This is a genomic window from Brenneria tiliae, assembly GCF_023347575.1.
In the GTDB taxonomy this organism is placed as follows: domain Bacteria; phylum Pseudomonadota; class Gammaproteobacteria; order Enterobacterales; family Enterobacteriaceae; genus Brenneria; species Brenneria corticis.
Map to the genome: position 1 here is coordinate 249745 of NZ_JAKPCB010000097.1, position 23802 is coordinate 273546.

The 23802-nt window shown below is 55.9% G+C and carries 26 protein-coding genes and 2 rRNA genes; 24 read left to right on the forward strand and 4 right to left on the reverse strand.

The window, feature by feature from the left end; genetic code table 11:
- Nucleotides 1-282 precede the first annotated feature (282 nt).
- Nucleotides 283-2220, reverse strand: coding sequence for an RNase E specificity factor CsrD (gene csrD, locus MFP24_RS12390; protein WP_249230383.1), 1938 nt, complete (start codon nucleotides 2218-2220; stop codon nucleotides 283-285).
- 118 nt (nucleotides 2221-2338) lie between these two features.
- Between csrD and acuI the strand changes: the two genes are divergently transcribed.
- From acuI to MFP24_RS12460, 14 genes are all read left to right on the forward strand, one after another.
- Nucleotides 2339-3316 (forward strand): acrylyl-CoA reductase (NADPH), encoded by a 978-nt coding sequence (gene acuI / locus MFP24_RS12395; RefSeq protein ID WP_249230384.1) that lies wholly within the window; start codon nucleotides 2339-2341, stop codon nucleotides 3314-3316.
- Between the two features lie 175 nt (nucleotides 3317-3491).
- Nucleotides 3492-4496, forward strand: a complete 1005-nt coding sequence (gene msrP / locus MFP24_RS12400) for a protein-methionine-sulfoxide reductase catalytic subunit MsrP (RefSeq protein ID WP_249230385.1) — start codon at nucleotides 3492-3494, stop codon at nucleotides 4494-4496.
- Between the two features lie 43 nt (nucleotides 4497-4539).
- Nucleotides 4540-5139, forward strand: coding sequence for a protein-methionine-sulfoxide reductase heme-binding subunit MsrQ (msrQ, locus tag MFP24_RS12405; protein WP_249230386.1), 600 nt, complete (start codon nucleotides 4540-4542; stop codon nucleotides 5137-5139).
- Nucleotides 5140-5392: 253 nt separating this feature from the next.
- Complete coding sequence (aroQ, locus tag MFP24_RS12410) at nucleotides 5393-5845, forward strand: type II 3-dehydroquinate dehydratase (protein WP_249230387.1); 453 nt, start codon at nucleotides 5393-5395, stop codon at nucleotides 5843-5845.
- A gap of 24 nt (nucleotides 5846-5869) precedes the next feature.
- Entirely contained in the window at nucleotides 5870-6337 is a 468-nt protein-coding gene (gene accB / locus MFP24_RS12415; protein ID WP_249230388.1) for an acetyl-CoA carboxylase biotin carboxyl carrier protein, read from the forward strand.
- 11 nt (nucleotides 6338-6348) lie between these two features.
- Entirely contained in the window at nucleotides 6349-7692 is a 1344-nt protein-coding gene (gene accC / locus MFP24_RS12420) for an acetyl-CoA carboxylase biotin carboxylase subunit (RefSeq protein WP_249230389.1), read from the forward strand.
- Nucleotides 7693-7829: 137 nt separating this feature from the next.
- The gene (locus MFP24_RS12425) at nucleotides 7830-8072 is read left to right on the forward strand and encodes a YhdT family protein (RefSeq protein ID WP_249230390.1); all 243 of its coding nucleotides are present in this window, start codon (nucleotides 7830-7832) and stop codon (nucleotides 8070-8072) included.
- A complete protein-coding gene (gene panF, locus MFP24_RS12430; RefSeq protein ID WP_249230391.1) occupies nucleotides 8062-9513 on the forward strand; it encodes a sodium/pantothenate symporter in 1452 nt (483 codons plus the stop codon). The genes MFP24_RS12425 and panF overlap by 11 nt, the downstream gene beginning before the upstream one ends.
- Before the next feature lie 17 nt (nucleotides 9514-9530).
- Entirely contained in the window at nucleotides 9531-10412 is an 882-nt protein-coding gene (gene prmA, locus MFP24_RS12435) for a 50S ribosomal protein L11 methyltransferase (RefSeq protein ID WP_249230392.1), read from the forward strand.
- A gap of 203 nt (nucleotides 10413-10615) precedes the next feature.
- Entirely contained in the window at nucleotides 10616-11356 is a 741-nt protein-coding gene (locus tag MFP24_RS12440; RefSeq protein WP_249230393.1) for a carbonic anhydrase, read from the forward strand.
- A 378-nt stretch (nucleotides 11357-11734) separates the two neighbouring features.
- The gene (gene dusB, locus MFP24_RS12445; RefSeq protein WP_249230394.1) at nucleotides 11735-12700 is read left to right on the forward strand and encodes a tRNA dihydrouridine synthase DusB; all 966 of its coding nucleotides are present in this window, start codon (nucleotides 11735-11737) and stop codon (nucleotides 12698-12700) included.
- A gap of 23 nt (nucleotides 12701-12723) precedes the next feature.
- Nucleotides 12724-13020 (forward strand): DNA-binding transcriptional regulator Fis, encoded by a 297-nt coding sequence (gene fis / locus MFP24_RS12450; RefSeq protein WP_005975342.1) that lies wholly within the window; start codon nucleotides 12724-12726, stop codon nucleotides 13018-13020.
- A gap of 246 nt (nucleotides 13021-13266) precedes the next feature.
- Nucleotides 13267-13650, forward strand: coding sequence for a type II toxin-antitoxin system RelE/ParE family toxin (locus tag MFP24_RS12455; RefSeq protein ID WP_249230395.1), 384 nt, complete (start codon nucleotides 13267-13269; stop codon nucleotides 13648-13650).
- Nucleotides 13631-13948, forward strand: a complete 318-nt coding sequence (locus tag MFP24_RS12460) for a helix-turn-helix domain-containing protein (protein WP_249230396.1) — start codon at nucleotides 13631-13633, stop codon at nucleotides 13946-13948. Before MFP24_RS12455 ends, MFP24_RS12460 begins: the two co-directional genes overlap by 20 nt.
- Before the next feature lie 97 nt (nucleotides 13949-14045).
- On the opposite strand, the gene fsa is transcribed toward MFP24_RS12460, so the two are convergent.
- Nucleotides 14046-14708: a fructose-6-phosphate aldolase gene (gene fsa, locus MFP24_RS12465; RefSeq protein ID WP_249230397.1), complete on the reverse strand. Its 663-nt coding sequence runs from the start codon at nucleotides 14706-14708 to the stop codon at nucleotides 14046-14048.
- A 191-nt stretch (nucleotides 14709-14899) separates the two neighbouring features.
- Between fsa and srlA the strand changes: the two genes are divergently transcribed.
- The 10 genes from srlA to argD all read left to right on the forward strand — a co-directional run bounded on the left by srlA (nucleotide 14900) and on the right by argD (nucleotide 22718).
- The gene (gene srlA, locus MFP24_RS12470) at nucleotides 14900-15448 is read left to right on the forward strand and encodes a PTS glucitol/sorbitol transporter subunit IIC (protein WP_136167434.1); all 549 of its coding nucleotides are present in this window, start codon (nucleotides 14900-14902) and stop codon (nucleotides 15446-15448) included.
- Nucleotides 15449-15461: 13 nt separating this feature from the next.
- The gene (gene srlE, locus MFP24_RS12475) at nucleotides 15462-16472 is read left to right on the forward strand and encodes a PTS glucitol/sorbitol transporter subunit IIB (protein ID WP_249230398.1); all 1011 of its coding nucleotides are present in this window, start codon (nucleotides 15462-15464) and stop codon (nucleotides 16470-16472) included.
- 17 nt (nucleotides 16473-16489) lie between these two features.
- On the forward strand, nucleotides 16490-16852 hold the full coding sequence (gene srlB, locus MFP24_RS12480) for a PTS glucitol/sorbitol transporter subunit IIA (protein WP_249230399.1): 363 nt from the start codon (nucleotides 16490-16492) through the stop codon (nucleotides 16850-16852).
- A 21-nt stretch (nucleotides 16853-16873) separates the two neighbouring features.
- Entirely contained in the window at nucleotides 16874-17653 is a 780-nt protein-coding gene (srlD, locus tag MFP24_RS12485; RefSeq protein WP_249230400.1) for a sorbitol-6-phosphate dehydrogenase, read from the forward strand.
- Between the two features lie 44 nt (nucleotides 17654-17697).
- The gene (gene gutM / locus MFP24_RS12490; RefSeq protein WP_249230401.1) at nucleotides 17698-18063 is read left to right on the forward strand and encodes a transcriptional regulator GutM; all 366 of its coding nucleotides are present in this window, start codon (nucleotides 17698-17700) and stop codon (nucleotides 18061-18063) included.
- Nucleotides 18064-18164: 101 nt separating this feature from the next.
- The gene (srlR, locus tag MFP24_RS12495) at nucleotides 18165-18938 is read left to right on the forward strand and encodes a glucitol operon DNA-binding transcriptional repressor SrlR (protein ID WP_249230402.1); all 774 of its coding nucleotides are present in this window, start codon (nucleotides 18165-18167) and stop codon (nucleotides 18936-18938) included.
- A gap of 191 nt (nucleotides 18939-19129) precedes the next feature.
- Nucleotides 19130-19900 carry an amino acid ABC transporter substrate-binding protein gene (locus MFP24_RS12500; RefSeq protein ID WP_249230403.1) on the forward strand — a complete coding sequence of 257 codons (771 nt, stop codon included), beginning with the start codon at nucleotides 19130-19132 and terminating at the stop codon, nucleotides 19898-19900.
- 26 nt (nucleotides 19901-19926) lie between these two features.
- The gene (locus MFP24_RS12505) at nucleotides 19927-20592 is read left to right on the forward strand and encodes an amino acid ABC transporter permease (RefSeq protein ID WP_249230404.1); all 666 of its coding nucleotides are present in this window, start codon (nucleotides 19927-19929) and stop codon (nucleotides 20590-20592) included.
- A gap of 205 nt (nucleotides 20593-20797) precedes the next feature.
- The gene (locus MFP24_RS12510; protein ID WP_249230405.1) at nucleotides 20798-21388 is read left to right on the forward strand and encodes an aminodeoxychorismate synthase component II; all 591 of its coding nucleotides are present in this window, start codon (nucleotides 20798-20800) and stop codon (nucleotides 21386-21388) included.
- 103 nt (nucleotides 21389-21491) lie between these two features.
- Nucleotides 21492-22718, forward strand: a complete 1227-nt coding sequence (gene argD / locus MFP24_RS12515; RefSeq protein WP_249230406.1) for a bifunctional acetylornithine/succinyldiaminopimelate transaminase — start codon at nucleotides 21492-21494, stop codon at nucleotides 22716-22718.
- A gap of 170 nt (nucleotides 22719-22888) precedes the next feature.
- On the opposite strand, the gene rrf is transcribed toward argD, so the two are convergent.
- Both rrf and MFP24_RS12525 read right to left on the reverse strand, forming a co-directional pair.
- Nucleotides 22889-23004: ribosomal RNA gene (rrf, locus tag MFP24_RS12520) — 5S ribosomal RNA — on the reverse strand.
- 107 nt (nucleotides 23005-23111) lie between these two features.
- Nucleotides 23112-23802: ribosomal RNA gene (locus tag MFP24_RS12525) — 23S ribosomal RNA — on the reverse strand; the annotation flags it as partial.

Here is a 23802-nt window from a genome sequence, read left to right on the forward strand (position 1 = left end):
AAATTCGCCTACTTTACCAACCACACGAAGCAGCGACAAGGCACGAAAACGCTCTGCTTCGGTGAAAAAAGTCTGTGTTGCGCAACATCGGTCTTGCAGAGAAATAGGGCGTAAAACGCCTTTTCTCCGGACGGCAAGGCAGATTATCACTTTCCGCCCGACGGAATAGCACTAACACAGGACATAAAATCTCACATTTAATCGGATTACAGCTAATGTAAGCGCACACTAACTAAAACCAAAGCCGACTCATTCTACGTCAATTCGAACAGGACTTTTACACTAAACGCGATAGTGCGGTGAATATTTTTTCAGCTCATGGCTCACCGGCACCGACGCGGCAAAAAAATCGCCCTGTCCGCCGTAAACGCCCTTATCCAATAACGTGCGCCACTCCTCTTTGGTGCGCACGCCGGCGGCAAAAACCTTGGTTTGCGTTCCTTTACAGGCTTCCGTCAGGCTTTGCACAAATAACTGATTTTCCGGACGGCGTTCAAGGCTGCGCACCAGGCCCGGATGAAGCTTGATGATCTCCACCCGCAATGACTTGATATAGGTCGTACTGACCAGCGTCAATCCCGCCTGGGTGACCGCCAGGCGGCATCCCAGTTCCTGGATAAGATTCAGCGCCGGGCGCAAACGGCCGATATATTGACAGACGTCCGCCTCCGCAAGTTCAAATAAAATGCATTGTCGTTGCTTTTTAGGACATTGCAGCAACGTTTCCTGTAGCCAGCAAAGAAACGTCTTCTGTAAAAGCGAGTCCACGCTAACCGGCATCGCCAGAGTTTCATCGGGCCAGTTGGCCGATAGCGCGACGATGCGCGCAACCAGCTGCCGGTCGTAGCTGACGCTCAGGCCAAGCTGCTGCACCAGCGGCATATACTCGGCCGCCAGCAGCTCCTGCGCGCCGTCATAAATGCGGGTCATCATTTCCCGATGATGTACCACGCCTTCCCGGGTTACCGCCGGTTTCTGATACAGTCTCGGCCCGCCGCGCGCCAGCGTTTGTTCCAGCAGCGTGCGCCATTTCACACTGCCGCGCCCTTTGTCCGGCACCTGCCGGTCAAAGACGCACCAGCCATTGCCGCCCTGCAACACGGCATTGCGCGTGGCGTCCTCCACGCTTTCCATCACCTGCTCGGGGCTTTGTCCGCTGCGATAGGCGCAAATGCCGATATGGATCATATCCTCGCGATCGATCAACGGCGTAACGGGCAGGATATCAACGGCTTTCACCAGCTGCGCCGCAATATTATCCGCTTCCTTCAGCGTGCTATGGGGTAATAACACCGTGAAATCGCTGTGGTAATAGCGCGCCAGCAGCGCCGACGGGTAACGCATCACAAACGTCGACAGCAAATTCACCAGCGTAAAGCTGTATTCCTGGCTCGCCCCGCCATAGCCATGCGTTTCCTGCAAGGTTTCAAAATCAGGCAGACGAATCATCATCACCGTGCCATGGGTGCCGACATTTTCGATATCTTCCAACTGCGTCGTCAGCTGATTATCAAAAAACAGGCGATTGCTCAATCCGGTTTCCGCATCCTGCGCGGCGAAGGCGCGGATCAGGGTATCGACCCGGCTGCGCTCCTCTCGGGCTTCAACCAGATCGGCCAGCAGCAGATCGATGGCGCCGCTGGCGTTCACCGGCCACTCGCCCGCCGAACCCTGCATAACCGACTCGCGCTCCCCGTTCAGAATACGTCTGGCTCGCGCCTCAAGCTCTTCCTGCCCGGCGGTTTGACGCCGTAGCCAGCGAATAGACAGATACAGCATCAGCGCCATCAGGCAAATCGCCAGCAGCACCGATAGCGTCGAGAGAAAAAAGCGCGGCATGCCAATCAGCGGATTGAGGTAAGTCGCATCCACCACCATATCCAGATGATGCATCAGCGGAAGCCGGCGATGATGGTACTCGTAGCTACGGCGATCGTCGGCCTCGGGCAGCCGCACCGCATACAGCGTTGAGTCGGGATTGCGGATCTCCAGCGCCACCACGCCGGCGGTTTTCATCATCGCCGGCAGCCAGAACCTGATATTATCCGGCGATTGCACCAAAAGCGCCTGATCGATGCTGGTCGCAACCTCTCTTAGCTGCTGCGCCGTTCTCTGCTGGCTATAATGGAAGAGGCTAAAGATGCTGCTGCAAAGCAGCAGGAAAACCGCCAATGCCGTCAACAGCGCCATAAGTTTGGAGAATCTGGTCGTAAATCCCATCCCTGCGTCCTATTCCTGATTCTGCGGGTTTGTTGTTTTTTATCAGTTCGCATACTACCTGTTACAAATATAGTCGCTATACGATTACCTACTTTTTTCTTGCCACAGGAGAGCATACATGCAGGCTTTAGTGCTCGAACAGCTAAACGGACTCATTCAGCCGCAGATCCGTGAACTCGATACGGATCAACTGCCCGCCGGTGATGTGACGGTTGATATCAGTTGGTCCGGCATCAATTATAAGGATGCGCTGGCCATCACCGGTAAGGGTAAAATCATTCGCCAGTTTCCGATGGTTCCCGGCATCGACTTCGCCGGAACGGTCCGCCACAGCGACAGCGAGCGTTTTCAGCCCGGACAATCGGTGATTCTTACCGGATGGGGCGTGGGTGAAAATCACTGGGGCGGTCTGGCCGAGCAGGCGCGGGTGAAAAGCGACTGGCTGGTGGCCCTGCCGGCCGGGCTGGATGCCAGAAAAGCCATGGCGATAGGCACCGCCGGCTTCACCGCCATGCTATGCGTGATGGCGCTGGAAGACGGCGGCGTAACGCCGCAAAGCGGCGACGTGGTGGTGACCGGCGCCAGCGGCGGCGTCGGCAGCACGGCGGTGGCCCTGCTTGCCGCGCTGGGCTACCGGGTCGCCGCCGTCAGCGGCCGCGCCGGGAACGCCGGCTATCTGCAACAATTGGGAGCGCAACAGGTGCTGGAACGCAGCGAATTCAGCGCCGACGCCCGGCCGTTGGAGAAACAGCGTTGGGCGGGGGCGATCGACACCGTCGGCGATAAGGTGCTGGCAACCCTGCTGGCGCAGATGGGTTACAACGCCACCGTTGCCGCCTGCGGCCTGGCCGGCGGCATCGCGCTGCCCGCCACGGTGATGCCGTTTATCCTGCGTAACGTCCGCTTGCAGGGGGTAGACTCGGTGATGGCGCCGCTGCCGCGCCGCGAACTGGCCTGGAAACGGCTGGCGGAATTGCTGCCGGAGACCTTCTACCGGCAGGCGACGCATGAAATCGCGCTGCCGGACGTCCCCGCCGCCGCCGCCGCGCTGCTGGACAACAAGGTGACGGGCCGTACGCTGGTACGCATCCGCTAACCTGGGCTACCCGCCGCTCAGGCCGCCGTCAGCGGCGGCCTGTTATTTATGCTTGTAACACCCGGCAAAAAAGTATTTACCGTTCGCCGCCGCCGTTCCCCGCGCAATTCATCTATAAATAAGTTATTGGCAAACCATCATTATCGTCGGCAATAACCATCGGCGGGAGTTCCACATGTATAAAAATCGCCAGCTGACCGAGGCGGACGTCACGCCGGAGAGCGTATTCCTCCAGCGCCGCCGCGTATTAAAGGCGCTGGGCATCACCACGGCGGCGCTGTCGTTGCCATTCTCCGCGCAGGCGGATCTGCTCGCCTGGTTTAAAGGCGACAACGATCGCCCCAAGGCGCCGCCGGGCAAAGCGCTGTCATTTACCCAACCGGCGGATTGGCGTCCCGACCTGCCGCTCACGCCGGAAGATAAGGTCACCGGTTATAACAATTTCTATGAATTCGGGCTGGATAAGGGCGATCCGGCGGCCAATGCCGGCGGGTTGCAGACGGAAAGCTGGAAAATCCGCATCGACGGCGAGGTCGCCAAGCCCATCACGCTGGATATCGACGACCTGCTTAAGCGTTTTCCGCTGGAGGAGAGAATTTATCGCCTGCGTTGCGTCGAGGCCTGGTCGATGGTCGTCCCCTGGATCGGGTTTGAGCTGGCGAAGCTGATTAAATTTGCCGACCCCACCGGCCATGCCCGCTATATCGCTTTCCAGACGCTCTACGATCCCGAACAGATGCCGGGACAGAAAGACCGCTTTATGGGCGGCGGCCTCGACTACCCTTATGTCGAAGGCTTGCGACTGGATGAGGCGCTGCACCCGCTTGCGCTGCTCACCGTCGGCGTTTACGGCAAAACGCTGCCGCCGCAGAACGGCGCGCCGGTCAGATTGATCGCGCCGTGGAAATACGGCTTTAAAAACATCAAATCCATCGTGCATATCCGCTTCACCCGCGAACGCCCGCCGTGTACCTGGAATCTGGCGGCGCCCAATGAATATGGCTTTTACGCCAACGTCAACCCGCACGTGGATCATCCGCGCTGGTCGCAGGCGACCGAACGCGTTATCGGCGCCGGCGGTATTCTGGATGTGCAACGGCAGCCGACCCTGCTGTTCAACGGCTATGCCGAGCAGGTGGCGTCGCTGTATCGGGGCCTGAACCTGCGGGACAACTTTTGACCGGCGGCGGCGCAGTAGCGCTGATTGAGGAGATAACGTCTGAATGCGGCTGACCATGCGACAGATAACCTGGCTGAAAGTCATTATCCATCTGGCGGCTTTTTTACCGTTGCCGTGGCTGATACTGGCGGTCGATCAGGGATGGCTGAGCGCCGATCCGGCAAAAGATATCCAGCATTTTACCGGCCGCATGGCGCTGAAGCTGTTGCTCGCCACGCTGCTGCTCACGCCGCTGGCTCGTTACGCCAGGCAACCGCTGCTTATCCGCTGCCGGCGCATGGTCGGGCTGTGGTGTTTTGCCTGGGCGACCTTGCATCTGGCGAGTTACTCGCTGCTGGAACTCGGGATAAGCCATCTGGGTTTGCTGGGAGAAGAGCTGCTTCGCCGCCCCTATTTAACGCTGGGAATGATTAGCTGGCTGGTTTTATTCGCTCTGGCGCTGACATCGCCCCAAATAGCGATGCGCAAGATGGGATCCCGCTGGCAAAAACTGCATAACCTGGTCTATCTGGTCGCCATTCTGGCGCCAATCCACTATCTTTGGTCAGTCAAAACGCTCTCGCCCCAGCCGGTTTTATATGCGCTGGCGGCCCTGATATTGTTATTGTCGCGTTATAAAAAATTTCGCCGATGGGGGCGTTAAACGCCGAGACAGGTCTGACGCCGAGCGCGGCAAGCACCGGCCGTTTCACCGACGATTTACGGCTACTGCGGGAATATCTCCGCAGATAAGACCAGTATTTGGCTGCTAATTGCGACGAAATGGTTATAATGCACGACTTTGTTTTCCCCACGGCGGACAATTTGCGTTGGAAAGGTGACAAACGCATGGCTTCGCGCTATTTTGTGCGACACTGTTTTTGCAATCCGGGCGAATCGCGGGAGATGGCAGCATAATGGCCGACAAGTTTCACATTTTGCTTTTGAATGGCCCTAACCTGAATCTGCTGGGTACGCGCGAGCCGGATAAGTACGGCAAAACCACGCTGGCGCAGATCGTCGGCAGTCTGGAAACGCAGGCGCAGGTGCTGAATGTGCAATTTTCCCATCTGCAGTCCAATGCGGAACATGTTCTGATCGACAGAATTCATCAGGCCAGAGGAAACACGGATTTTATTTTGATCAACCCGGCGGCGTTTACCCATACCAGCGTTGCGCTGCGTGACGCTCTGCTGGCGGTTGATATCCCGTTTATCGAAATTCATCTGTCCAACGTGCATGCGCGTGAAGCTTTCCGCCGTCACTCCTACCTGTCCGATATCGCGGTGGGGGTGATTTGCGGCTTCGGGGCAGAGGGTTATAACCATGCTTTACAGACAGCGGTAACACGCCTGTCAACTTCCAATTAAACAGAAGAGTACGGAACCACATCCATGGATATTCGTAAAATCAAGAAACTGATCGAACTGGTTGAAGAGTCCGGCATCGCCGAACTGGAAATTTCCGAAGGTGAAGAATCAGTACGCATTAGTCGTGCCCCGGCGGCGCCAAGCTACCCGATGATGCAACAGGCCTATGCGCCGATGCTGCAGCAACAACCGGCGCTGGCCGCCGCCGTCGCGCCGGCGCCCGCCGCGGAAACCACTGCCGTACCGGCCGCCATCAGCGGGCACATCGTGCGCTCTCCCATGGTCGGTACGTTCTACCGCACCCCCAGCCCCGATGCCAAAGCGTTTGTCGAAGTGGGCCAGCAGGTAAATGTCGGCGATACGCTGTGCATTGTCGAAGCCATGAAAATGATGAACCAAATCGAAGCCGACAAAGCGGGCGTGGTCAAAGCGATCCTTGTCGACAACGGCCAACCGGTTGAATTTGACGAGCCACTGGTTGTCATCGAATAACGAGGCTTACCATGCTAGATAAAATCGTTATCGCTAACCGCGGAGAGATCGCGCTGCGTATTTTGCGTGCCTGCAAAGAGCTGGGCATCAAAACCGTCGCCGTTCACTCCAGCGCGGATCGCGATCTGAAACACGTACTGCTGGCGGATGAAACCGTGTGCATCGGTCCGGCGCCGTCCACCAAAAGCTACCTGAACATTCCGGCGATCATTTCCGCGGCGGAAATCACCGCTTCCGACGCCATTCACCCGGGCTACGGTTTTCTGTCCGAAAATGCCGATTTCGCCGAGCAGGTCGAACGTTCCGGCTTTATTTTCATTGGCCCGCGCGCCGACACCATTCGCCTGATGGGCGATAAAGTGTCCGCCATCAACGCCATGAAAAAAGCCGGTGTACCCTGCGTTCCGGGTTCCGACGGCCCGTTAGACAGCGATATGGATAAGAACCGCGCCTTTGCCAAACGCATCGGCTACCCGGTGATCATCAAAGCCTCCGGCGGCGGCGGCGGCCGCGGCATGCGCGTGGTGCGCAGCGATAAAGAGCTGGAACAGTCCATCAATATGACCCGTGCGGAAGCCAAGGCGGCTTTCAATAACGATATGGTCTATATGGAAAAATATCTGGAAAACCCGCGTCACGTGGAAATTCAGGTATTGGCCGACGGTCAGGGCAACGCCATTTATCTGGCCGAGCGCGACTGCTCCATGCAGCGCCGTCACCAGAAAGTGGTGGAAGAAGCGCCGGCGCCGGGCATCACCGCCGAACAGCGCCGTTTTATCGGCGATCGCTGCGCGAAAGCCTGTATCGATATCAATTATCGCGGCGCGGGCACCTTTGAATTCCTGTACGAAAACGGCGAGTTCTACTTTATCGAGATGAACACCCGTATTCAGGTGGAGCATCCGGTAACCGAAATGATTACCGGGGTGGATCTGATCAAAGAGCAGCTGCGTATTGCGGCGGGCCAACCGTTATCCATCAGGCAGGAAGACGTTCAGGTGCGCGGCCACGCGGTGGAATGCCGTATCAACGCCGAAGACCCGAACAGCTTTCTGCCGAGTCCGGGTAAAATTACCCGTTTCCACGCGCCGGGCGGCTTCGGCGTGCGTTGGGAATCCCATATTTACGCCGGCTATACCGTGCCGCCGTACTACGATTCCATGATCGGCAAATTGATCACCTACGGCGAAACCCGCGAAGTGGCTATTTCGCGGATGAAGAACGCGCTGGCGGAACTGATTATCGACGGGATCAAAACCAACGTCGATCTGCAGATGAAGATCATGAACGATGAAAACTTCCAGAAAGGTGGCACCAATATCCACTATCTGGAGAAGAAACTCGGTTTGCAGTAAATCTGCGGTTTTATGTCGGTAAAAGGTCGGTGCAAACCGGCCTTTTTACTTTTCTGTCAATTCGGACTGGGCAAATCGACCGCATGCCGTAAAATTCCCGGTTTCGCACTATCAACACCAGCTTACCTGGGGGAAAAATGGATACGCGTTTTCTTCAGGCTCATCGGGAAGCCCGCTGGGCGATGGGCCTGACGCTGGCTTACCTGATAGCCTGGACTCTCACCGCTTACCTGCCCGACAGCGCTCAGGGCATTACCGGCCTGCCCCACTGGTTTGAAATGGCCTGCCTGCTGCTGCCGCTTATTTTCACCCTGCTGTGCTGGCTGATGGTTCGCGTCGTCTTCCGCGATATCTCACTGGAGAATGACGATGCAAAATGAGGTGCTGCTGCCGCTGCTGGGCTACCTGCTGCTGGTTTTCGGGCTCTCGGTCTACGCCTATCGCCGCCGCCAGGCGGGCAACTTTCTCAACGAGTATTTCCTCGGCGGGCGCTCAATGGGCGGCTTTGTGCTGGCGATGACCCTTATCGGCACCTACGTCAGCGCCAGTTCATTTATCGGCGGTCCGGGCGCGGCCTACAAGTACGGGCTGGGCTGGGTATTGCTCTCCATGATCCAGCTTCCCACCATGCTGCTGTCGCTGGGCATTCTGGGGAAAAAATTCGCCATTCTGGCAAGACGTTATAACGCGATTACCCTCAACGATATGCTGTACGCCCGCTACGGCAGCCGGCTGCTGGTATGGTTCGCCAGCATTAGCCTGCTGGTCGCCTTTATCGGCGCCATGGCGGTGCAGTTTATCGGCGGCGCGCGCCTGCTGGAGACGGCGGCCAACATCCCCTACGATATCGGCCTGCTGATTTTCGGCGTGACCATCGCGCTGTATACCGCGTTCGGCGGCTTCCGCGCCAGCGTGCTGAACGACGCCATGCAGGGCATCGTCATGCTGCTGGGCACGGTGATCCTGCTGGTGGGCGTTATCCACGCCGCCGGCGGCCTGCACAGCGCGGTGGACAAACTGCAGCAGATCGACCCCGCGCTGGTCACCCCGCAGGGCAGCGATCAGATCCTGTCGATGCCTTTTATGGCCTCTTTCTGGGTGCTGGTCTGTTTCGGGGTTATCGGCCTGCCCAACACCGCCGTGCGCTGCATCTCCTACCGCAACAGCCAGGCGCTGCACCGCGGCATTATTATCGGCACCATCGTGATCGGCATACTGATGCTGGGTATGCATCTGGCCGGCGCACTGGGCCGGGCGGTGATGCCCGACCTGACCATCCCGGATCAGGTGCTGCCGGCGCTGATGGTTTCCGTGCTGCCCCCGCTGGCCGCGGGTATATTTCTCGCCGCGCCGATGGCGGCTATCATGTCCAATATCAACGCGCACCTGCTGCAGGCCTCCGCCACGATAATCAAAGATCTTTATCTCAGCGTGCGCCCGCAGCAAATGCGCAATGAACGGCGCATCAAACGCCTTTCCAGCATGACGACCCTGCTATTGGGGTTATTGGTGCTGCTGGCCTCCTGGCGCCCGCCGGAGATGATTATCTGGCTAAACCTGCTGGCGTTCGGCGGGCTGGAAGCCGTGTTCCTGTGGCCGCTGGTGCTCGGCCTTTATTGGGAACGCGCCAACGCCACGGGCGCGTTAAGCGCCATGTTCAGCGGCGCATGCAGCTATACGCTGCTGGCCAGCTTCGATCTTCATCTGGCGGGCTTTCACCCTATCGTGCCGGCGCTGACGCTAAGCCTGCTGGCGTTTATTATCGGCAACCGCTTTGGGCGCAGCATGCCTGAACCAGCGACCGCCCCCACTTCACTTTAAATGTAATAGAGACTGCTATGCCGTGGATTCAACTGAAAATCAATACTTCCGGCAGCCATGCCGAACAATTGGGCGACGCGCTGATTGAGAGCGGCGCGGTGTCCGTGACGTTTCAGGATACCCACGATACGCCGGTATTCGAGCCGCTGCCCGGAGAAACCCGCCTGTGGGGCGATACCGACGTTATCGGTTTATATGACGCGGAGACCGAGATGACCGACGTTATCGCCGCGCTGGAGCAGGAGCCGCTGCTGGGCGCCGGATTTCAGCATAAAATCGAGCAGTTGGAAGATAAGGACTGGGAGCGCGAATGGATGGATAACTTCCACCCGATGCGTTTCGGCGAACGGCTGTGGATCTGCCCGAGCTGGCGCGATATTCCCGACCCGACGGCGGTGAACGTGATGCTCGATCCGGGCCTGGCTTTCGGCACCGGCACCCACCCCACCACCGCGCTCTGCCTGCAATGGCTGGACGGGCTGGATTTACAGGGCAAAACCCTTATCGACTTCGGCTGCGGCTCCGGCATCTTGGCCATCGCGGCGCTAAAACTGGGCGCCGCCCGCGCTATCGGCATCGACATCGACCCGCAGGCGATTCAGGCCAGCCGCGACAACGCCCAGCGCAACGGCGTGTCCGAGCGCCTGGAGCTCTATCTGCCGCAGGACCAGCCCGCCGACCTCAGCGCCGACGTGGTGGTCGCCAATATTCTTGCCGGCCCGCTGCGTGAGCTGGCGCCATTAATCAGCGATCTGCCGAAAACCGGCGGGCTCCTCGGCCTGTCGGGCGTGCTGGCGACCCAGGCCGCCGGCGTCGCCGAAGCCTATCAGGACAAATTCCGGCTTGACCCTGTGGCGGAAAAAGAAGAGTGGTGCCGCATTACCGGCATACGTAAGTAATCCTCGCCAGAGCTTATCGCCACCGCAAGCCGTCGGGTTTGCGGTGGTTTCCGCCCCGTCTCGTCCTTTCGGACCGCCGCTGCGCTTTTATCAACGGTTTAACCACGTCAAAGGCAGGTGTATCCTCAATGTCTCGTCGGACCTTCATCGGTTATTTCACGCGATGAAGTGAGTCATCATATTGTTTTAAATGGATTAACCCAATGAAGTATAAACTTTTCGCCTCCCTCGCCGTTACCGTCTGCTTTTCGCTTCACGCTGCCGAACATGCCCACTGGAGCTATGAAGGACAGGAAGCGCCCGCGCACTGGGGCCAACTCTCCCCCGATTTTTCCCTGTGCGCCACCGGTAAGAACCAGTCGCCGATAGATATTCACGGCGCGCTAAAAACCGTTCACCACGACTTACAGCTCGCTTATCACCCCGGCGCACAGCACATCGTCAACAACGGTCATACCGTTCAGGTGAACGTGGGCGCCGGCAGCACGCTGACGGTGGATGACGACACCTTTACCCTGCGGCAGTTCCATTTCCACGCTCCCAGCGAAAACGAGATCGATGGCAAAACATTTCCGTTAGAAGCACACTTTGTCTACCAGGATCAAAAGGGTGCGTTAACGGTAGTGGCTTTGATGTTTGAACAGGGCGACGCCAATCAGGAGCTGGAGAAAGCCTGGCGCCAGATGCCGTTAGCCCTTGATAAACCGGTTGCATTGACCGCGCCGCTGAATATCGACGCGCTGGTGCCCGCAGCATATCGGCATAGTTATTACCGCTTCAGCGGTTCACTCACTACGCCGCCATGTTCCGAAGGCGTACGCTGGCTGGTGCTGGATAAACCGGCCACCATTTCAGCCGAACAGGTCGCCGCATTCATCGCCGCCGTTCATCATGCCAACAACCGCCCCGTTCAGCCTTTAAACGGCCGCGTTATCGTTAATTAGGTCGGTTGTTTCCCGCCGCTCCCGGCCGCTTCGCCCCGGGAGCCCGCGTTTGCCGCATTATGGTGCATAAAATTTATCCCTGTTCTTGGTTTATTAACAACGCAATCCCCTGCAAAGGGCGGATATCAATGCAACTCCTGCTTCAATCACCGCATATTACAGATAAATTGCGCAGCCGCCGGAATATTTTCCTGAACAAAAATAACGCATAAATAACCAAAACCTATTGTTAAATATAGATAATATTTTCTCACCTCAAGCTGAAACGCGTTTTCTTTGATCGCCGCCGGCCAATTGGTCAAAGTTTGGCCTTTCATATCGGGTGAAAAATGCGTAATATACGCGCCCTTGCAGACACAGTATGGTCACTCTTTGTCTATGCGCATTGGACAATTTCAGCTTACCAATCGTTTGATAGCAGCGCCGATGGCCGGTATCAGCGATCGCCCATTCAGAGCACTCTGTCACACGATGGGCGCTGGAATGACCGTGTCCGAAATGCTGATTTCCAATCCGGAAGTCTGGCATTCGGATAAATCGCGTTTGCGTATGGTGCATAGCGATGAGCCCGGGATCAGGGCCGTGCAAATTGCCGGCTGTGACCCGGATGAAATGGCGGTGGCGGCGAAATTCAATGCGGATTTCGGCGCGCAGATCATCGACATCAATATGGGCTGTCCGGCCAAAAAGGTGAACCGCAAGATGGCAGGGTCTGCGTTGTTGCAGTACCCGGATTTGGTAAAACGAATCCTCTCGGCGGTAGTGAAAGCGGTAGACGTGCCGGTAACGCTGAAAATCCGCACCGGCTGGGCGCCAGAGCACCGTAACTGTGTAGAGATTGCCAGATTGGCTGAAAGCTGTGGGATTCAGGCCCTGACCATTCACGGACGCACGCGTGCGTGCCTGTTCAATGGTTCGGCGGAATACGACAGCATTCGGACAGTTAAGCAGGCCGTTTCCATTCCCGTTATTGCGAATGGCGACGTGACTTCCCCGCATAAAGCCAGAGCGGTTCTTGATTACACCGGGGCAGACGCCCTGATGATAGGACGGGCCGCTCAGGGAAGACCCTGGATCTTTCGGGAAATCCAGCATTATCTGGACACCGGGGAGTTGCTGGCACCGATGCCGTTGGCAGAGGTCAAGCGCTTGTTGATCAAGCATATACGGGAATTGCACGACTTTTATGGTCCAGGCAAGGGATTTCGTATAGCTCGTAAGCACGTATCCTGGTATCTCCGGGAGAACGCCCCAAACGACCAGTTTAGGCGCACATTCAACGCCATAGAGGATGCCAGCGAGCAGCTGGAGGCGTTGGAGGCATACTTTGAAAATCTTGCGTAAACAGAAAAAGAGCTGACAGAACTATGTTCGAACAACGCGTGAATTCTGACGTACTGACCGTTTCCACCGTAAACTCTCAGGCACAGGTAACCCAAAAACCCCTGCGCGACTCGGTTAAACAGGCCCTGAAGAACTATTTTGCCCAATTGAATGGTCAGGACGTGAGTGACCTGTATGAGCTGGTATTGGCTGAAGTTGAACAACCCCTGTTGGACATGGTGATGCAATACACCCGCGGCAACCAAACCCGCGCCGCCCTGATGATGGGCATCAACCGCGGCACCCTGCGTAAGAAATTGAAAAAATACGGCATGAACTGATTCACCACCGTACCTGGTTGATTTGAAAGGCGCTTGTCGGCAACGACGGGCGCTTTTTGTTTATATGGACTACACATAGACCACAGGTTGCTTTCCTCCCTCTCGCTCCCCGTATTTTTCAGAACACACCGTTCTACAGCGATGTATTACCTATGTATCTCGCAGAACAACACAGAGGCGCTTGCCGATGTCTAACAAAAGTATCATACTTAGTATGATACAAATGACTTGCCCGGTGGTGGCCTGATGAGGGTTTTCAAAAACGCCTGGTTCGAACGGTTTGCCCGCAGGCAGCATATATCCGATAAAGCACTGCTGGACGCGATTAGACGCGCGGAGAAGGGTTTAATAGACGCCGATCTGGGCGGTGGGGTCATCAAGCAGCGCGTGGCACGGCCGGGACAGGGAAAATCGGGGGGATTCCGCACCATCGTCCTGTATCGCACGGAAGAACGCGCTTTCTTCATCTATGGCTTCGCCAAGAGCGACCGGGCCAACATTGACGACGATGAAGTCACTTTGTTCAAAAAGATGGCGTTCCGTGTGCTGGAACTGTCGGATGAACACCTGAATCAGTTGATTGGTAACGGCCAGTTTTTGGAGGTTTCACATGGTGAAGAAATATCGTAGCGACGCCTATGCGGCGATCCATGAAACGATGGATGCGCTGCATGAAGTGGGCGCGATCGACAAGCAGACCATGCGTGAATTCGACGAGGCATGCCTGGCTCCGGTATCGCCCATGCCCCCCGAACGCATCCGCGCCTTGCGTGAGCGTGAGCGCCTGTCCCAGCCCGTATTCGCCCGCTATCTGAACGTAAGCAAGAACCTCGTTTCCGACTGGGAACGAGGTGTGAAAAGACCGGGTGGCCCGGCTCTGCGTCTGCTGGCTATCGTGGAAAAAAACGGAGTACAGGCGATTGTTTGATATTCCTAATGTTGAGTTTCTTGCACTTTGTATCTACCCGCCACCAAAACACCATAACCTTTTATGTTGAAAGATTTTTAGCAGATCCCTCTCGGTACTACTGCTCCATATCGCCAAAAGCCCCCTGCCAGTCAGCATCAAATTTCGCTATCGCCGCCTGCACCGCCGGTGTGTTGATAAACTGGTCCGCCACATCAACCGGCAGCGTGATCGCCTGACATCCCGCCAGCATACATGCCAGCGCCTGACGCGGGGTTTTGAAACTTGCCGCCAGTACGCCCGCGTGCGGGGCATGCAACGTCAGCAGCTTCTGTAAATCGCGCACCGTCTGAACCCCATCGCCGCCTTGCGCATCGAGCCGATTGACATAAGGCGCCACGTATCTGGCGCCCGCCAGGGCGGCGAACAGCCCCTGCGCCGCACCGTAGATGGCGGTCCCCAGCACCGGTATGCCCTCGCTGTGTAAGATTTTCATTGCCGCCAGCCCCTCTGCGGTAGCGGGAACTTTGATAATCAAATCGTTAACGTATTGCCGCATCAGCAAAGCCTCTTTAACCATATCCTCTGCCCGGTGAGCGATCGCCTGAGCAAAGAGATCCCCTTTTCCCTCCAGTACCTGATGCAACGCCGGTAACAGTTCATGCAGCGGCTTACCCGCAGCGGCGACAATGCTTGGGTTCGTCGTGATGCCGGCCAGCGGCAAGATACGCGCCAGTCGTTCAATGGCGATGATATCCGCCGTATCGAGAAAAATCTTCATTACCCTCTTCCTCCACAGGATGCGTCCTACAATCATTTCCTATTTATGTTTCACAATGAACCAAATAACTTTCAAAGTGTGATCAATTTAAAATTTAAAAAACATATTTGGATATATTTTGATAGCACGTCAACAAGACAACACGCGGTTTCGCGTCTTGCGGCATCAACCCGAGGAAACAGGAGCGCTATATGATAGACGTCATCACCCATGGGGCTGAGTGGTTCATCGGCCTGTTTCAGAAAGGAGGGGAAGTTTTTGTCGGCATGGTGACCGGCATACTTCCTTTGCTGATTAGCCTGCTCGTTATTATGAATGCGCTGATCGTGTTCGTCGGTCAGGAACGCATCGAACGTCTGGCCCAGCGCTGCGCGGGGAACCCGCTCTCCCGCTATCTGCTGTTGCCAGTTATCGGCACATTCGTCTTTTGCAATCCCATGACGTTAAGTCTGGGCCGCTTTATGCCGGAGAAGTACAAGCCGAGCTACTACGCCGCCGCCTCTTATAGCTGTCACTCCATGAATGGCCTGTTCCCGCATATTAATCCTGGGGAGCTGTTCGTCTACCTCGGGATCGCCAGCGGTCTGACGACGCTCGGCCTGCCGCTGGGCCCGCTGGCGGTTAGCTACCTGCTGGTGGGGATGGTGAGCAACTTTTTCCGCGGCTGGGTCACGGACCTGACCACCACGTTATTTGAACGCAAAATGCGCATCCAGCTTGACCGTCAGGTTCAGCTTTAACGGGGAAACCATGATGAACAACGTGATTCGTATTGAAAAAGGCGAAAGCGGCTGGGGCGGCCCGCTGCTGATTGAAGCGGCTCCGGGCAAAAAAATTGTCTATATCACCGCGGGAACGCGTCCGGCGATTGTCGATCGCCTGAGCGAACTGACCGGCTGGCCGGCCGTGGATGGCTTTAAAGACGGCGAGCCGCCGGCTGAAGAGATCGGTATCGCGGTGATTGACTGCGGCGGCACGCTGCGCTGCGGGATTTATCCCAAACGCCGCATTCCGACGGTCAATATCCATTCGACCGGCCGTTCCGGCCCGCTGGCGCAGTTTATTGTGGAAGATATTTACGTATCCGGCGTACGGGAAAAAAACATTCAACGGGTGGAAACCGCGTCGGCAACGCCCGCCGCCATCCCTTCCGCGGCGGGAAAAACCGCCGGCGACACCGCATCCGCCGGCCTTGGCCGGGATTACGACAGCAGCAAAAAAATCACCGAACAGAGCGACGGGCTGCTGGCCAAGGTCGGTATGGGCATGGGTTCGGTAGTCGCAGTGTTCTTCCAGGCCGGTCGGGAAACCATTGATACGGTATTGAAAACTATTCTGCCGTTTATGGCGTTCGTCGCGGCGCTGATCGGCATCATTATGGCCTCGGGGCTGGGCGATATGATTGCTCACAGCCTGACGCCGCTGGCAAATAGTCCGATCGGCTTGGTCACGCTGGCGTTGATTTGTTCATTCCCCCTGCTTTCTCCGTTTCTGGGGCCGGGCGCGGTGATTGCCCAGGTGATTGGCGTGCTGGTCGGCGTACAGATCGGTTTGGGAAACATTCCTCCCGCTCTGGCGCTCCCCGCTCTGTTCGCCATTAACGCTCAGGCCGCCTGTGACTTCATCCCCGTCGGCCTGTCGCTGGCGGAAGCGAAACAGGACACCGTGCGCGTCGGGGTGCCGTCCGTGCTGGTGGGCCGCTTTCTTACCGGCGCGCCGACCGTGCTGCTGGCCTGGGTAGTATCCGGTTTTATCTACCAATAACCGTTTTGGGAGTCGGTATGAACACGGTTTTTCAAACCATATTTACCCGTATCGGCGACAACGCTGCGGAGGCATTGGCCGAAGACATGATGATCACCTTTCGTGAAGGAGCTCCCGAAGACATCGAATCATTCTGCTTTATCCACCAACATGGCGATCTGCACGGCGAACTACGCGCAGGGGACAGGCTGATGCTATCGGACAGGGCCTATCCGATTACCGCGGTAGGTTCGGTGGCGACGCAGAATCTGCGTGAACTGGGTCATATCACCATCCGCTTTGACGGCGCCGCCGAAGCAGAGTTTCCCGGTTCGCTGCACGTTGCAGGTAAGACGCCGACAGATATCAAAGTCGGCGGTAAATTAACGATTTTTTCTTAAATATCAGGTGGGGAAATGCATATGAAACAGGTTGCGGTAGTCATCGGCGGCGGACAGACCCTCGGTGCGTTCCTGTGTGAAGGCCTGGCGGAAGCGGGTTATCAGGTTGCGGTCGTTGATTTAAATGCTCAACACGCCATGCAGGTAGCGGAAACGATCAATGCTCGCTACGGCGCCGGATGCGCCTGCGGCTTTGGCACTGACGCCACGGATGAAGTACAGGTTGAACGGTTGGCGCAGGCGGTTGACGCTCGATTCGGTCAGGTCAATCTTTTGGTCTATAGCGCAGGGATGGCGAAGGCGGCCCCCATTACGCAGTTCCGGCTCAATGATTTTGATTTGTCTTTACAGGTGAATCTGGTGGGATATTTCCTGTGCGCCCGCGAGTTTGCCAAGCTGATGATCCGTGATGGCATCGCCGGGCGCATTATCCAGATTAACTCCAAATCAGGGAAAGTCGGCAGTAAGCACAATTCCGGCTATAGCGCGGCCAAGTTCGGCGGGGTTGGGCTGACTCAGTCGCTGGCGCTGGATCTGGCGGAGTTCGGTATTACCGTCCACTCGCTCATGCTGGGCAATTTGCTGAAATCGCCGATGTTCCAGTCATTATTGCCGCAGTATGCCGAGAAACTGGGCATCCGACCGGAAGAGGTGGAGCAGTACTATATCGATAAAGTGCCGCTCAAGCGGGGCTGCGACTATCAGGATGTGCTGAACACATTACTGTACTACGCCAGTGATAAAGCCTCTTACTGTACCGGCCAGTCGATCAATATTACCGGCGGGCAGGTCATGTTCTGAATACGCAATCCCCGGCGCAATGCCGGGGGAACAGGAGGTGAACGATGAGTCCGGCATCATTATTGATTACCTTTGCGGTATGCGCATGGCTGTTACAAATCGCGCTGGGCTGGTGGCAATTGCGTCGTTTCAATCAGGCGTTTGACGCGTTGTACCGCCAGGGAAACAGGGTTGGCGTAGGCCGCGCCGCCGGAAGGTTTAGCGCCAGAGTGCTCGTGGCGCTGGCGTTTGATGAGCAGGAGCGGGTGTGCGACGCTTTTATCATGCGCGGGTTTACGGTCTTTGCCCGGCCGCAGCGGATGAAAGAATGGGTGGGAGTGAAGAGAACGCAACTGGCGCCAAATGTGATCTTTCCCATAGAACCGGCTTGCCGCGCCGCGCTTTCGTTGGCGATTGAAGCGAAATCATGATATTTTCATTTTAAAAGATATTTCCTTTCATTTGGCAGTATTTTCATGCGCCAAGTTTCGTAAAGGAAAGCGTTAAAATGACCTATCGGATGGATATCGCAATGAAACCTAAACAACGTCAGGCGGCGATCCTGGAATATCTGCGCACGCATGGCAAAACGTCCGTGGAGACGCTCGCCGGCCGTTTCAGCACCACGGGTACGACAATCCGTAAGGATTTAACCGCGCTGGAAGAAGAGGGGGCGGTTATCCGTACTTACGGCGGCGTGATGCCCAGCCGGGAAGAAGGCGATCAGCCCATCGACCGCAAAACACACATTAATACCAAGAAGAAAAAACAGATTGCCCACGCGGCCGCGGCGCTGATTAATGACGGCGACTCGCTGATATTCGATGCGGGCAGCACCGTGCTGCAAATGGTGCCGTGGCTGACGCAATTCAACAATATTACCGTTATGACCAATAGCCTGAGCATTGTTAATGAGCTGGTTGAACTGGATAACGATCAAACCATCCTGATGCCGGGCGGCACCTATCGCAAAACCTCGGCCTCGTTTCACGGCAGTCTGGCGGAAACCGCCTTTTCCCATTTCAGTTTTGACAAGCTGTTTATCGGCGCCGACGGCGTCGATCTGAATGCGGGCGTCACCACCTACAATGAACTGCACGCCGTCAGTCAGGCAATGTGCCGCGCCGCGCAACAGATTATCCTGCTGGTGGACTCGTCCAAGTTTGGCCGCAAAAGCCCCAATGTGGTCTGCGAGCTGAACGCGGTGGATATCCTGATTACCGACAGCGATATCAACCCGGACTACCTGACAGAGTTAAGGGATAAGAACATTAATGTCATTGTGGTGGGGGATGGCGATGAATGAGCCTATGCTGGCCCGGCGATCAACCTGCATGCTCTGCACGCCGCCAGCATCGCCTAAAGGGCAAATTTACTATATTCAGTTCTGATATAACCCATCACGCAATGTAATTTATCAAAATAAACCTTCTGGCGTAGATTCATTATCAATAAAAGTTATAAGCCATATGATGCCCATTACCCACAGGAACCATAATGAAGAAATTACATTTCGCTATACTGACTGGCGCACTGTTCGCAACGAGCGTCTTTGCACAGGCGCAGGATGATCTCGGCGCCATCAAGTCCGCCGGGGTGATTAAAATCGGTACGGAAGGCACCTACGCCCCCTACACCTACCACGATAAATCGGGTCAGTTGGTGGGGTTTGATGTGGATATTGGCCGCGCGGTTGCCGAAAAACTGGGCGTCAAGGCGCAGTTTATCGAAGGCCGCTGGGACGGGCTAATCGCCGGCGTGGACGCCAAACGCTACGATGCCGTCATCAATCAGGTCGGCATCACTAAAGAGCGTCAGGCCAAGTACGACTTCTCCAAACCTTATATCGACTCGAAAGCGGTGCTTATCACCCAGGCCGATAACGCCACCATCAAAGACTTCAGCGATCTGAAAGGCAAAAAATCGGCGCAGAGCCTGACCAGCAACTACGCGAAGCTGGCCACCAGCCACGGCGCGGATATTGTGCCGACCGATGGATTCAACCAGTCTTTGGATCTGGTGCTCAGCGGCCGTGCCGACGCCACGCTGAACGACAACCTGTCTTACCTTGATTTCAAAAAACAGAAGCCAGACGCGAAGGTAAAAGTTATCGCCACCGCGCCTACCGGCGAACCTTCTGCTATTTTGGTGCGTAAAAACCAGCCGCAGCTGGTGGACGCGCTGAATAAGGCATTGGATGAAATCAAAGCCGACGGCACCTATAAAACGATAGCCGTGCGCTACTTCGGTCAGGACGTATCTCAATAATATCCCTGTTAGCGGAGTCATTTTTCATGCCGCCCTGGCTAGAGCTTATGGCGGACTCTTTCTGGAGTCTGCTGTCCGCAGGATTAAAATTTACCGTCCCCCTGGCGATTCTTTCCTTTATTTTCGGTCTGGCCGTGGGGGTAATTGTCGCCCTGATCCGCCTCTATGGCCCGAAGCCATTGAAATGGATCGGCGACTTTTATGTCTGGGTTATCCGTGGGACTCCGCTGCTGGTTCAGTTATTTCTCATCTTTTACGGGCTTCCCAGCGCGGGTATCACCCTGGATGCTTTCCCCGCCGCGTTAATCGGGTTCACCATCAGCGTTGGCGCATACAGCTCGGAAATCGTCCGCGGGGCGATATTATCGGTACCGCGAGGCCAATGGAGCGCGGCACACTCCCTGGGCATGAACGGCGCTCAGGCAATTCGCTGGGTAATATTTCCACAGTCGGTGTTCGTTTCATTACCCCCGCTATCCAACACCTTTATCTCCTTAATCAAGGATACCTCGCTTGCCGCCGTGATTACGGTTCCGGAAATGTTTTTATCCGCACAGCGTATTGTTTCCGTCACCTACGAACCGCTGATTCTTTATATCGAGGCCGCGTTGATTTATCTGATGTTCAGCACAGTGCTGAGCCAGCTGCAGGTGAAGCTCGAAAAGTATTACCAGCGCCATATCGTGCACTGACTCCGGACGGGTGGCGCCACCTTTAAATTCCGCGTTGCCCCTCTATTGGCGCGCGGACGCTGCATTAGCGTCCGCAGCCGGTTCTTAAACTATACCTGCCACCCGCCCCGCCGATTTATAGGCCGATACCCTCGGCACGGTTCGATGATAAAATCCGCTCCAGCGCCATAAAGTTGAACGTGAGAATTACAATATTGGGTGATACATGTTGTTACTGATCGATAACTATGACTCCTTTACCTACAATCTGTATCAGTATTTTTGCGAGCTGGGCGCTGAAGTACTGGTCAAGCGTAATGATGAGCTAAGTCTGGAGGATATCGAACGGCTATCGCCGTCGCGGCTAGTGATCTCTCCCGGGCCATGTACGCCGGATGACGCGGGTATTTCGCTGGCGGCCATCCGCCATTTTGCCGGCAGGTTGCCCATCCTGGGCGTGTGTCTTGGCCATCAGGCAATGGGACAAGCATTCGGTGCGCGTATCATCCGTGCTCGCCAGGTAATGCACGGTAAAACCTCGGTTATACAACACAATAATACGGGAGTTTTTGCCGGGCTGTCGCAGCCGCTGACGGTAACACGCTATCACTCGCTGGTGATTGAACCCGCGTCCCTGGCAGACTGCTTTGAGGTGACCGCCTGGAGTGAACGTGACGGCAAGCATGATGAAATCATGGGGATTCGGCACCGTTCACTGCCATTAGAAGGCGTTCAGTTTCATCCGGAAAGTATTCTCAGCCAGCAGGGACACCAGCTTTTAGATAATTTTCTTAAAATAGAGTCAGATAGGAAATAATTTTTCTCTCCGGGCGATTTAACATTGCCTGAGAGTGATTTTTTATGCATATTTATTGATTATATTTTCACTCAGAGTTGTTGATATCGGAGCATATAAGCAGATGGCAACGGATAAAAAAGCAGTAACGCGGGAAACTCACGACAAAGTTATTTTGCCGGTTTATGCACCAGCGCAGTTTATACCGGTAAAAGGTAAAGGAAGCCGGGTGTGGGATCAGCAAGGACGAGAATACATTGATTTCTCCGGTGGTATTGCCGTTACCGCGCTCGGCCACTGTCATCCCGCTCTGGTAGCCGCGCTGCAGCAGCAGGGAGAAAAGCTGTGGCACACCAGCAATATCTTTACCAATGAGCCTGCGCTACGTTTGGCCAGCAAGCTGATTAACGCGACGTTTGCCGATCGGGTATTTTTTGTCAACTCCGGCGCCGAAGCAAACGAAGCGGCTTTCAAGCTGGCACGCCATTACGCGATTAAGCGTCACAGCCCGTATAAAACCAAAATCATTGCGTTTTACAATGCCTTTCACGGACGTACGCTGTTTACCGTTTCCGTTGGCGGTCAGGCTAAATATGCCGATGGTTTCGGGCCGAAGCCAGCCGATATCGTGCACGTTCCTTTTAATGACCTGGCGGCGGTCAAAGCGGTGATGGACGATCATACCTGCGCAGTGGTATTGGAGCCCGTTCAGGGCGAAGGCGGCATTACGCCGGCGACCCCTGAATTCCTGCAAGGCGTACGTGAACTGTGCGATCAATACCAGGCGCTGCTGGTATTTGATGAAGTCCAGTCCGGGATGGGCCGTACCGGTAAGCTGTTTACTTATATGCATTACGGTATTACGCCAGATATTCTCACCACCGCCAAAGCCTTGGGCGGCGGCTTTCCCATCAGCGCCATGCTCACCACGGAAGAGATCGCCTCAGTAATGACCGTTGGCGTACACGGCACGACCTATGGCGGCAACCCGCTGGCCTGTGCAGTAGCGGAAGCGGCGCTGGATACCATCAATACGCCGCAAGTGCTGTCGGGCGTAGCGGAGCGTCATAACCTGTTTGTCGGGGCGTTGGAAAAGATCAACCAGCAGTACGGTATCTTTGAGCAGATCCGCGGCATGGGATTATTACTGGGGGCAGAGCTTAAGCCGCAATGGCATGGCCGGGCGGGCGAGTTTCTGGCCGCAGCGGCACAACATGGCGTAATGGTATTGATGGCGGGACCAAATGTGATTCGTTTCGTACCTTCACTGGTCATTGCCCCCGAGGATATCGAACAGGGAATGGCGCAGTTTACCAAAGCGGTAGCGCAGGTGGTCAACGCAGCCGGTTGATGCCTGACAGTTTACGGCCCACATCCCTGTGGGCCGCCCTTCGGGCCGGTGCGCAGCACCGTTCAAATCCGCTCCCGGCGGATTTGTCCTACTGAAGTGCACCTCACCGACAAACAACAGATAAAGCAAAAAGCCCCATGCTTTCGCATGAGGCTTTCTACTTGTTTGATGCCTGGCAGTTCCCTACTCTCACATGGGGAGACCCCACACTACCATCGGCGCTACGGCGTTTCACTGCTGAGTTCGGCATGGGGTCAGGTGGGACCACCGCGCTATCGCCGCCAGGCAAATTCGTTTTATTCCAACCGTTGCTCTATCTCTGCAACCATCGGAACCAATCTCGAAACAAGCTGATTTTATTGTGAGTCGCTCTCAAAACACCTTCGGTGTTGTAAGGTTAAGCCTCTCGGGTCATTAGTACCGGTTAGCTCAACGCATCGCTGCGCTTACACACCCGGCCTATCTACGTCGTCGTCTTCAACGGCCCTTCAGGGGACTCAAGGTCCCAGGGAAGACTCATCTCGAGGCAAGTTTCCCGCTTAGATGCTTTCAGCGGTTATCTCTTCCGCACTTAGCTACCGGGCAATGCAATTGGCATCACAACCCGTACACCAGTGGTGCGTTCACTCCGGTCCTCTCGTACTAGGAGCAACCCCTCTCAATCTTCCAACGCCCACGGCAGATAGGGACCGAACTGTCTCACGACGTTCTAAACCCAGCTCGCGTACCACTTTAAATGGCGAACAGCCATACCCTTGGGACCTACTTCAGCCCCAGGATGTGATGAGCCGACATCGAGGTGCCAAACACCGCCGTCGATATGAACTCTTGGGCGGTATCAGCCTGTTATCCCCGGAGTACCTTTTATCCGTTGAGCGATGGCCCTTCCATTCAGAACCACCGGATCACTAAGACCTGCTTTCGCACCTGCTCGAGCCGTCACTCTCGCAGTCAAGCTAGCTTATGCCTTTGCACTAACCTCCTGATGTCCGACCAGGATTAGCTAACCTTCGTGCTCCTCCGTTACTCTTTGGGAGGAGACCGCCCCAGTCAAACTACCCACCAGACACTGTCCGCAACCCCG

Excerpts from the sequence above, each read along its gene's own strand:
- aroQ (WP_249230387.1), top strand. The coding sequence starts at position 5,393 with ATGGCCGACAAGTTTCACATTTTGCTTTTGAATGGCCCTAACCTGAAT.
- MFP24_RS12425 (WP_249230390.1), top strand. The coding sequence starts at position 7,830 with ATGGATACGCGTTTTCTTCAGGCTCATCGGGAAGCCCGCTGGGCGATG.
- MFP24_RS12510 (WP_249230405.1), top strand. The coding sequence starts at position 20,798 with ATGTTGTTACTGATCGATAACTATGACTCCTTTACCTACAATCTGTAT.
- MFP24_RS12440 (WP_249230393.1), top strand. The coding sequence starts at position 10,616 with ATGAAGTATAAACTTTTCGCCTCCCTCGCCGTTACCGTCTGCTTTTCG.
- MFP24_RS12460 (WP_249230396.1), top strand. The coding sequence starts at position 13,631 with ATGGTGAAGAAATATCGTAGCGACGCCTATGCGGCGATCCATGAAACG.
- prmA (WP_249230392.1), top strand. The coding sequence starts at position 9,531 with ATGCCGTGGATTCAACTGAAAATCAATACTTCCGGCAGCCATGCCGAA.
- gutM (WP_249230401.1), top strand. The coding sequence starts at position 17,698 with ATGAGTCCGGCATCATTATTGATTACCTTTGCGGTATGCGCATGGCTG.
- srlB (WP_249230399.1), top strand. The coding sequence starts at position 16,490 with ATGAACACGGTTTTTCAAACCATATTTACCCGTATCGGCGACAACGCT.
- acuI (WP_249230384.1), top strand. The coding sequence starts at position 2,339 with ATGCAGGCTTTAGTGCTCGAACAGCTAAACGGACTCATTCAGCCGCAG.
- dusB (WP_249230394.1), top strand. The coding sequence starts at position 11,735 with ATGCGCATTGGACAATTTCAGCTTACCAATCGTTTGATAGCAGCGCCG.
- MFP24_RS12500 (WP_249230403.1), top strand. The coding sequence starts at position 19,130 with ATGAAGAAATTACATTTCGCTATACTGACTGGCGCACTGTTCGCAACG.
- srlA (WP_136167434.1), top strand. The coding sequence starts at position 14,900 with ATGATAGACGTCATCACCCATGGGGCTGAGTGGTTCATCGGCCTGTTT.
- srlR (WP_249230402.1), top strand. The coding sequence starts at position 18,165 with ATGAAACCTAAACAACGTCAGGCGGCGATCCTGGAATATCTGCGCACG.
- panF (WP_249230391.1), top strand. The coding sequence starts at position 8,062 with ATGCAAAATGAGGTGCTGCTGCCGCTGCTGGGCTACCTGCTGCTGGTT.
- accC (WP_249230389.1), top strand. The coding sequence starts at position 6,349 with ATGCTAGATAAAATCGTTATCGCTAACCGCGGAGAGATCGCGCTGCGT.
- csrD (WP_249230383.1), bottom strand. The coding sequence starts at position 2,220 with ATGGGATTTACGACCAGATTCTCCAAACTTATGGCGCTGTTGACGGCA.
- MFP24_RS12505 (WP_249230404.1), top strand. The coding sequence starts at position 19,927 with ATGCCGCCCTGGCTAGAGCTTATGGCGGACTCTTTCTGGAGTCTGCTG.
- MFP24_RS12455 (WP_249230395.1), top strand. The coding sequence starts at position 13,267 with ATGAGGGTTTTCAAAAACGCCTGGTTCGAACGGTTTGCCCGCAGGCAG.
- argD (WP_249230406.1), top strand. The coding sequence starts at position 21,492 with ATGGCAACGGATAAAAAAGCAGTAACGCGGGAAACTCACGACAAAGTT.
- fis (WP_005975342.1), top strand. The coding sequence starts at position 12,724 with ATGTTCGAACAACGCGTGAATTCTGACGTACTGACCGTTTCCACCGTA.
- srlD (WP_249230400.1), top strand. The coding sequence starts at position 16,874 with ATGAAACAGGTTGCGGTAGTCATCGGCGGCGGACAGACCCTCGGTGCG.
- accB (WP_249230388.1), top strand. The coding sequence starts at position 5,870 with ATGGATATTCGTAAAATCAAGAAACTGATCGAACTGGTTGAAGAGTCC.
- msrP (WP_249230385.1), top strand. The coding sequence starts at position 3,492 with ATGTATAAAAATCGCCAGCTGACCGAGGCGGACGTCACGCCGGAGAGC.
- srlE (WP_249230398.1), top strand. The coding sequence starts at position 15,462 with ATGAACAACGTGATTCGTATTGAAAAAGGCGAAAGCGGCTGGGGCGGC.
- fsa (WP_249230397.1), bottom strand. The coding sequence starts at position 14,708 with ATGAAGATTTTTCTCGATACGGCGGATATCATCGCCATTGAACGACTG.
- msrQ (WP_249230386.1), top strand. The coding sequence starts at position 4,540 with ATGCGGCTGACCATGCGACAGATAACCTGGCTGAAAGTCATTATCCAT.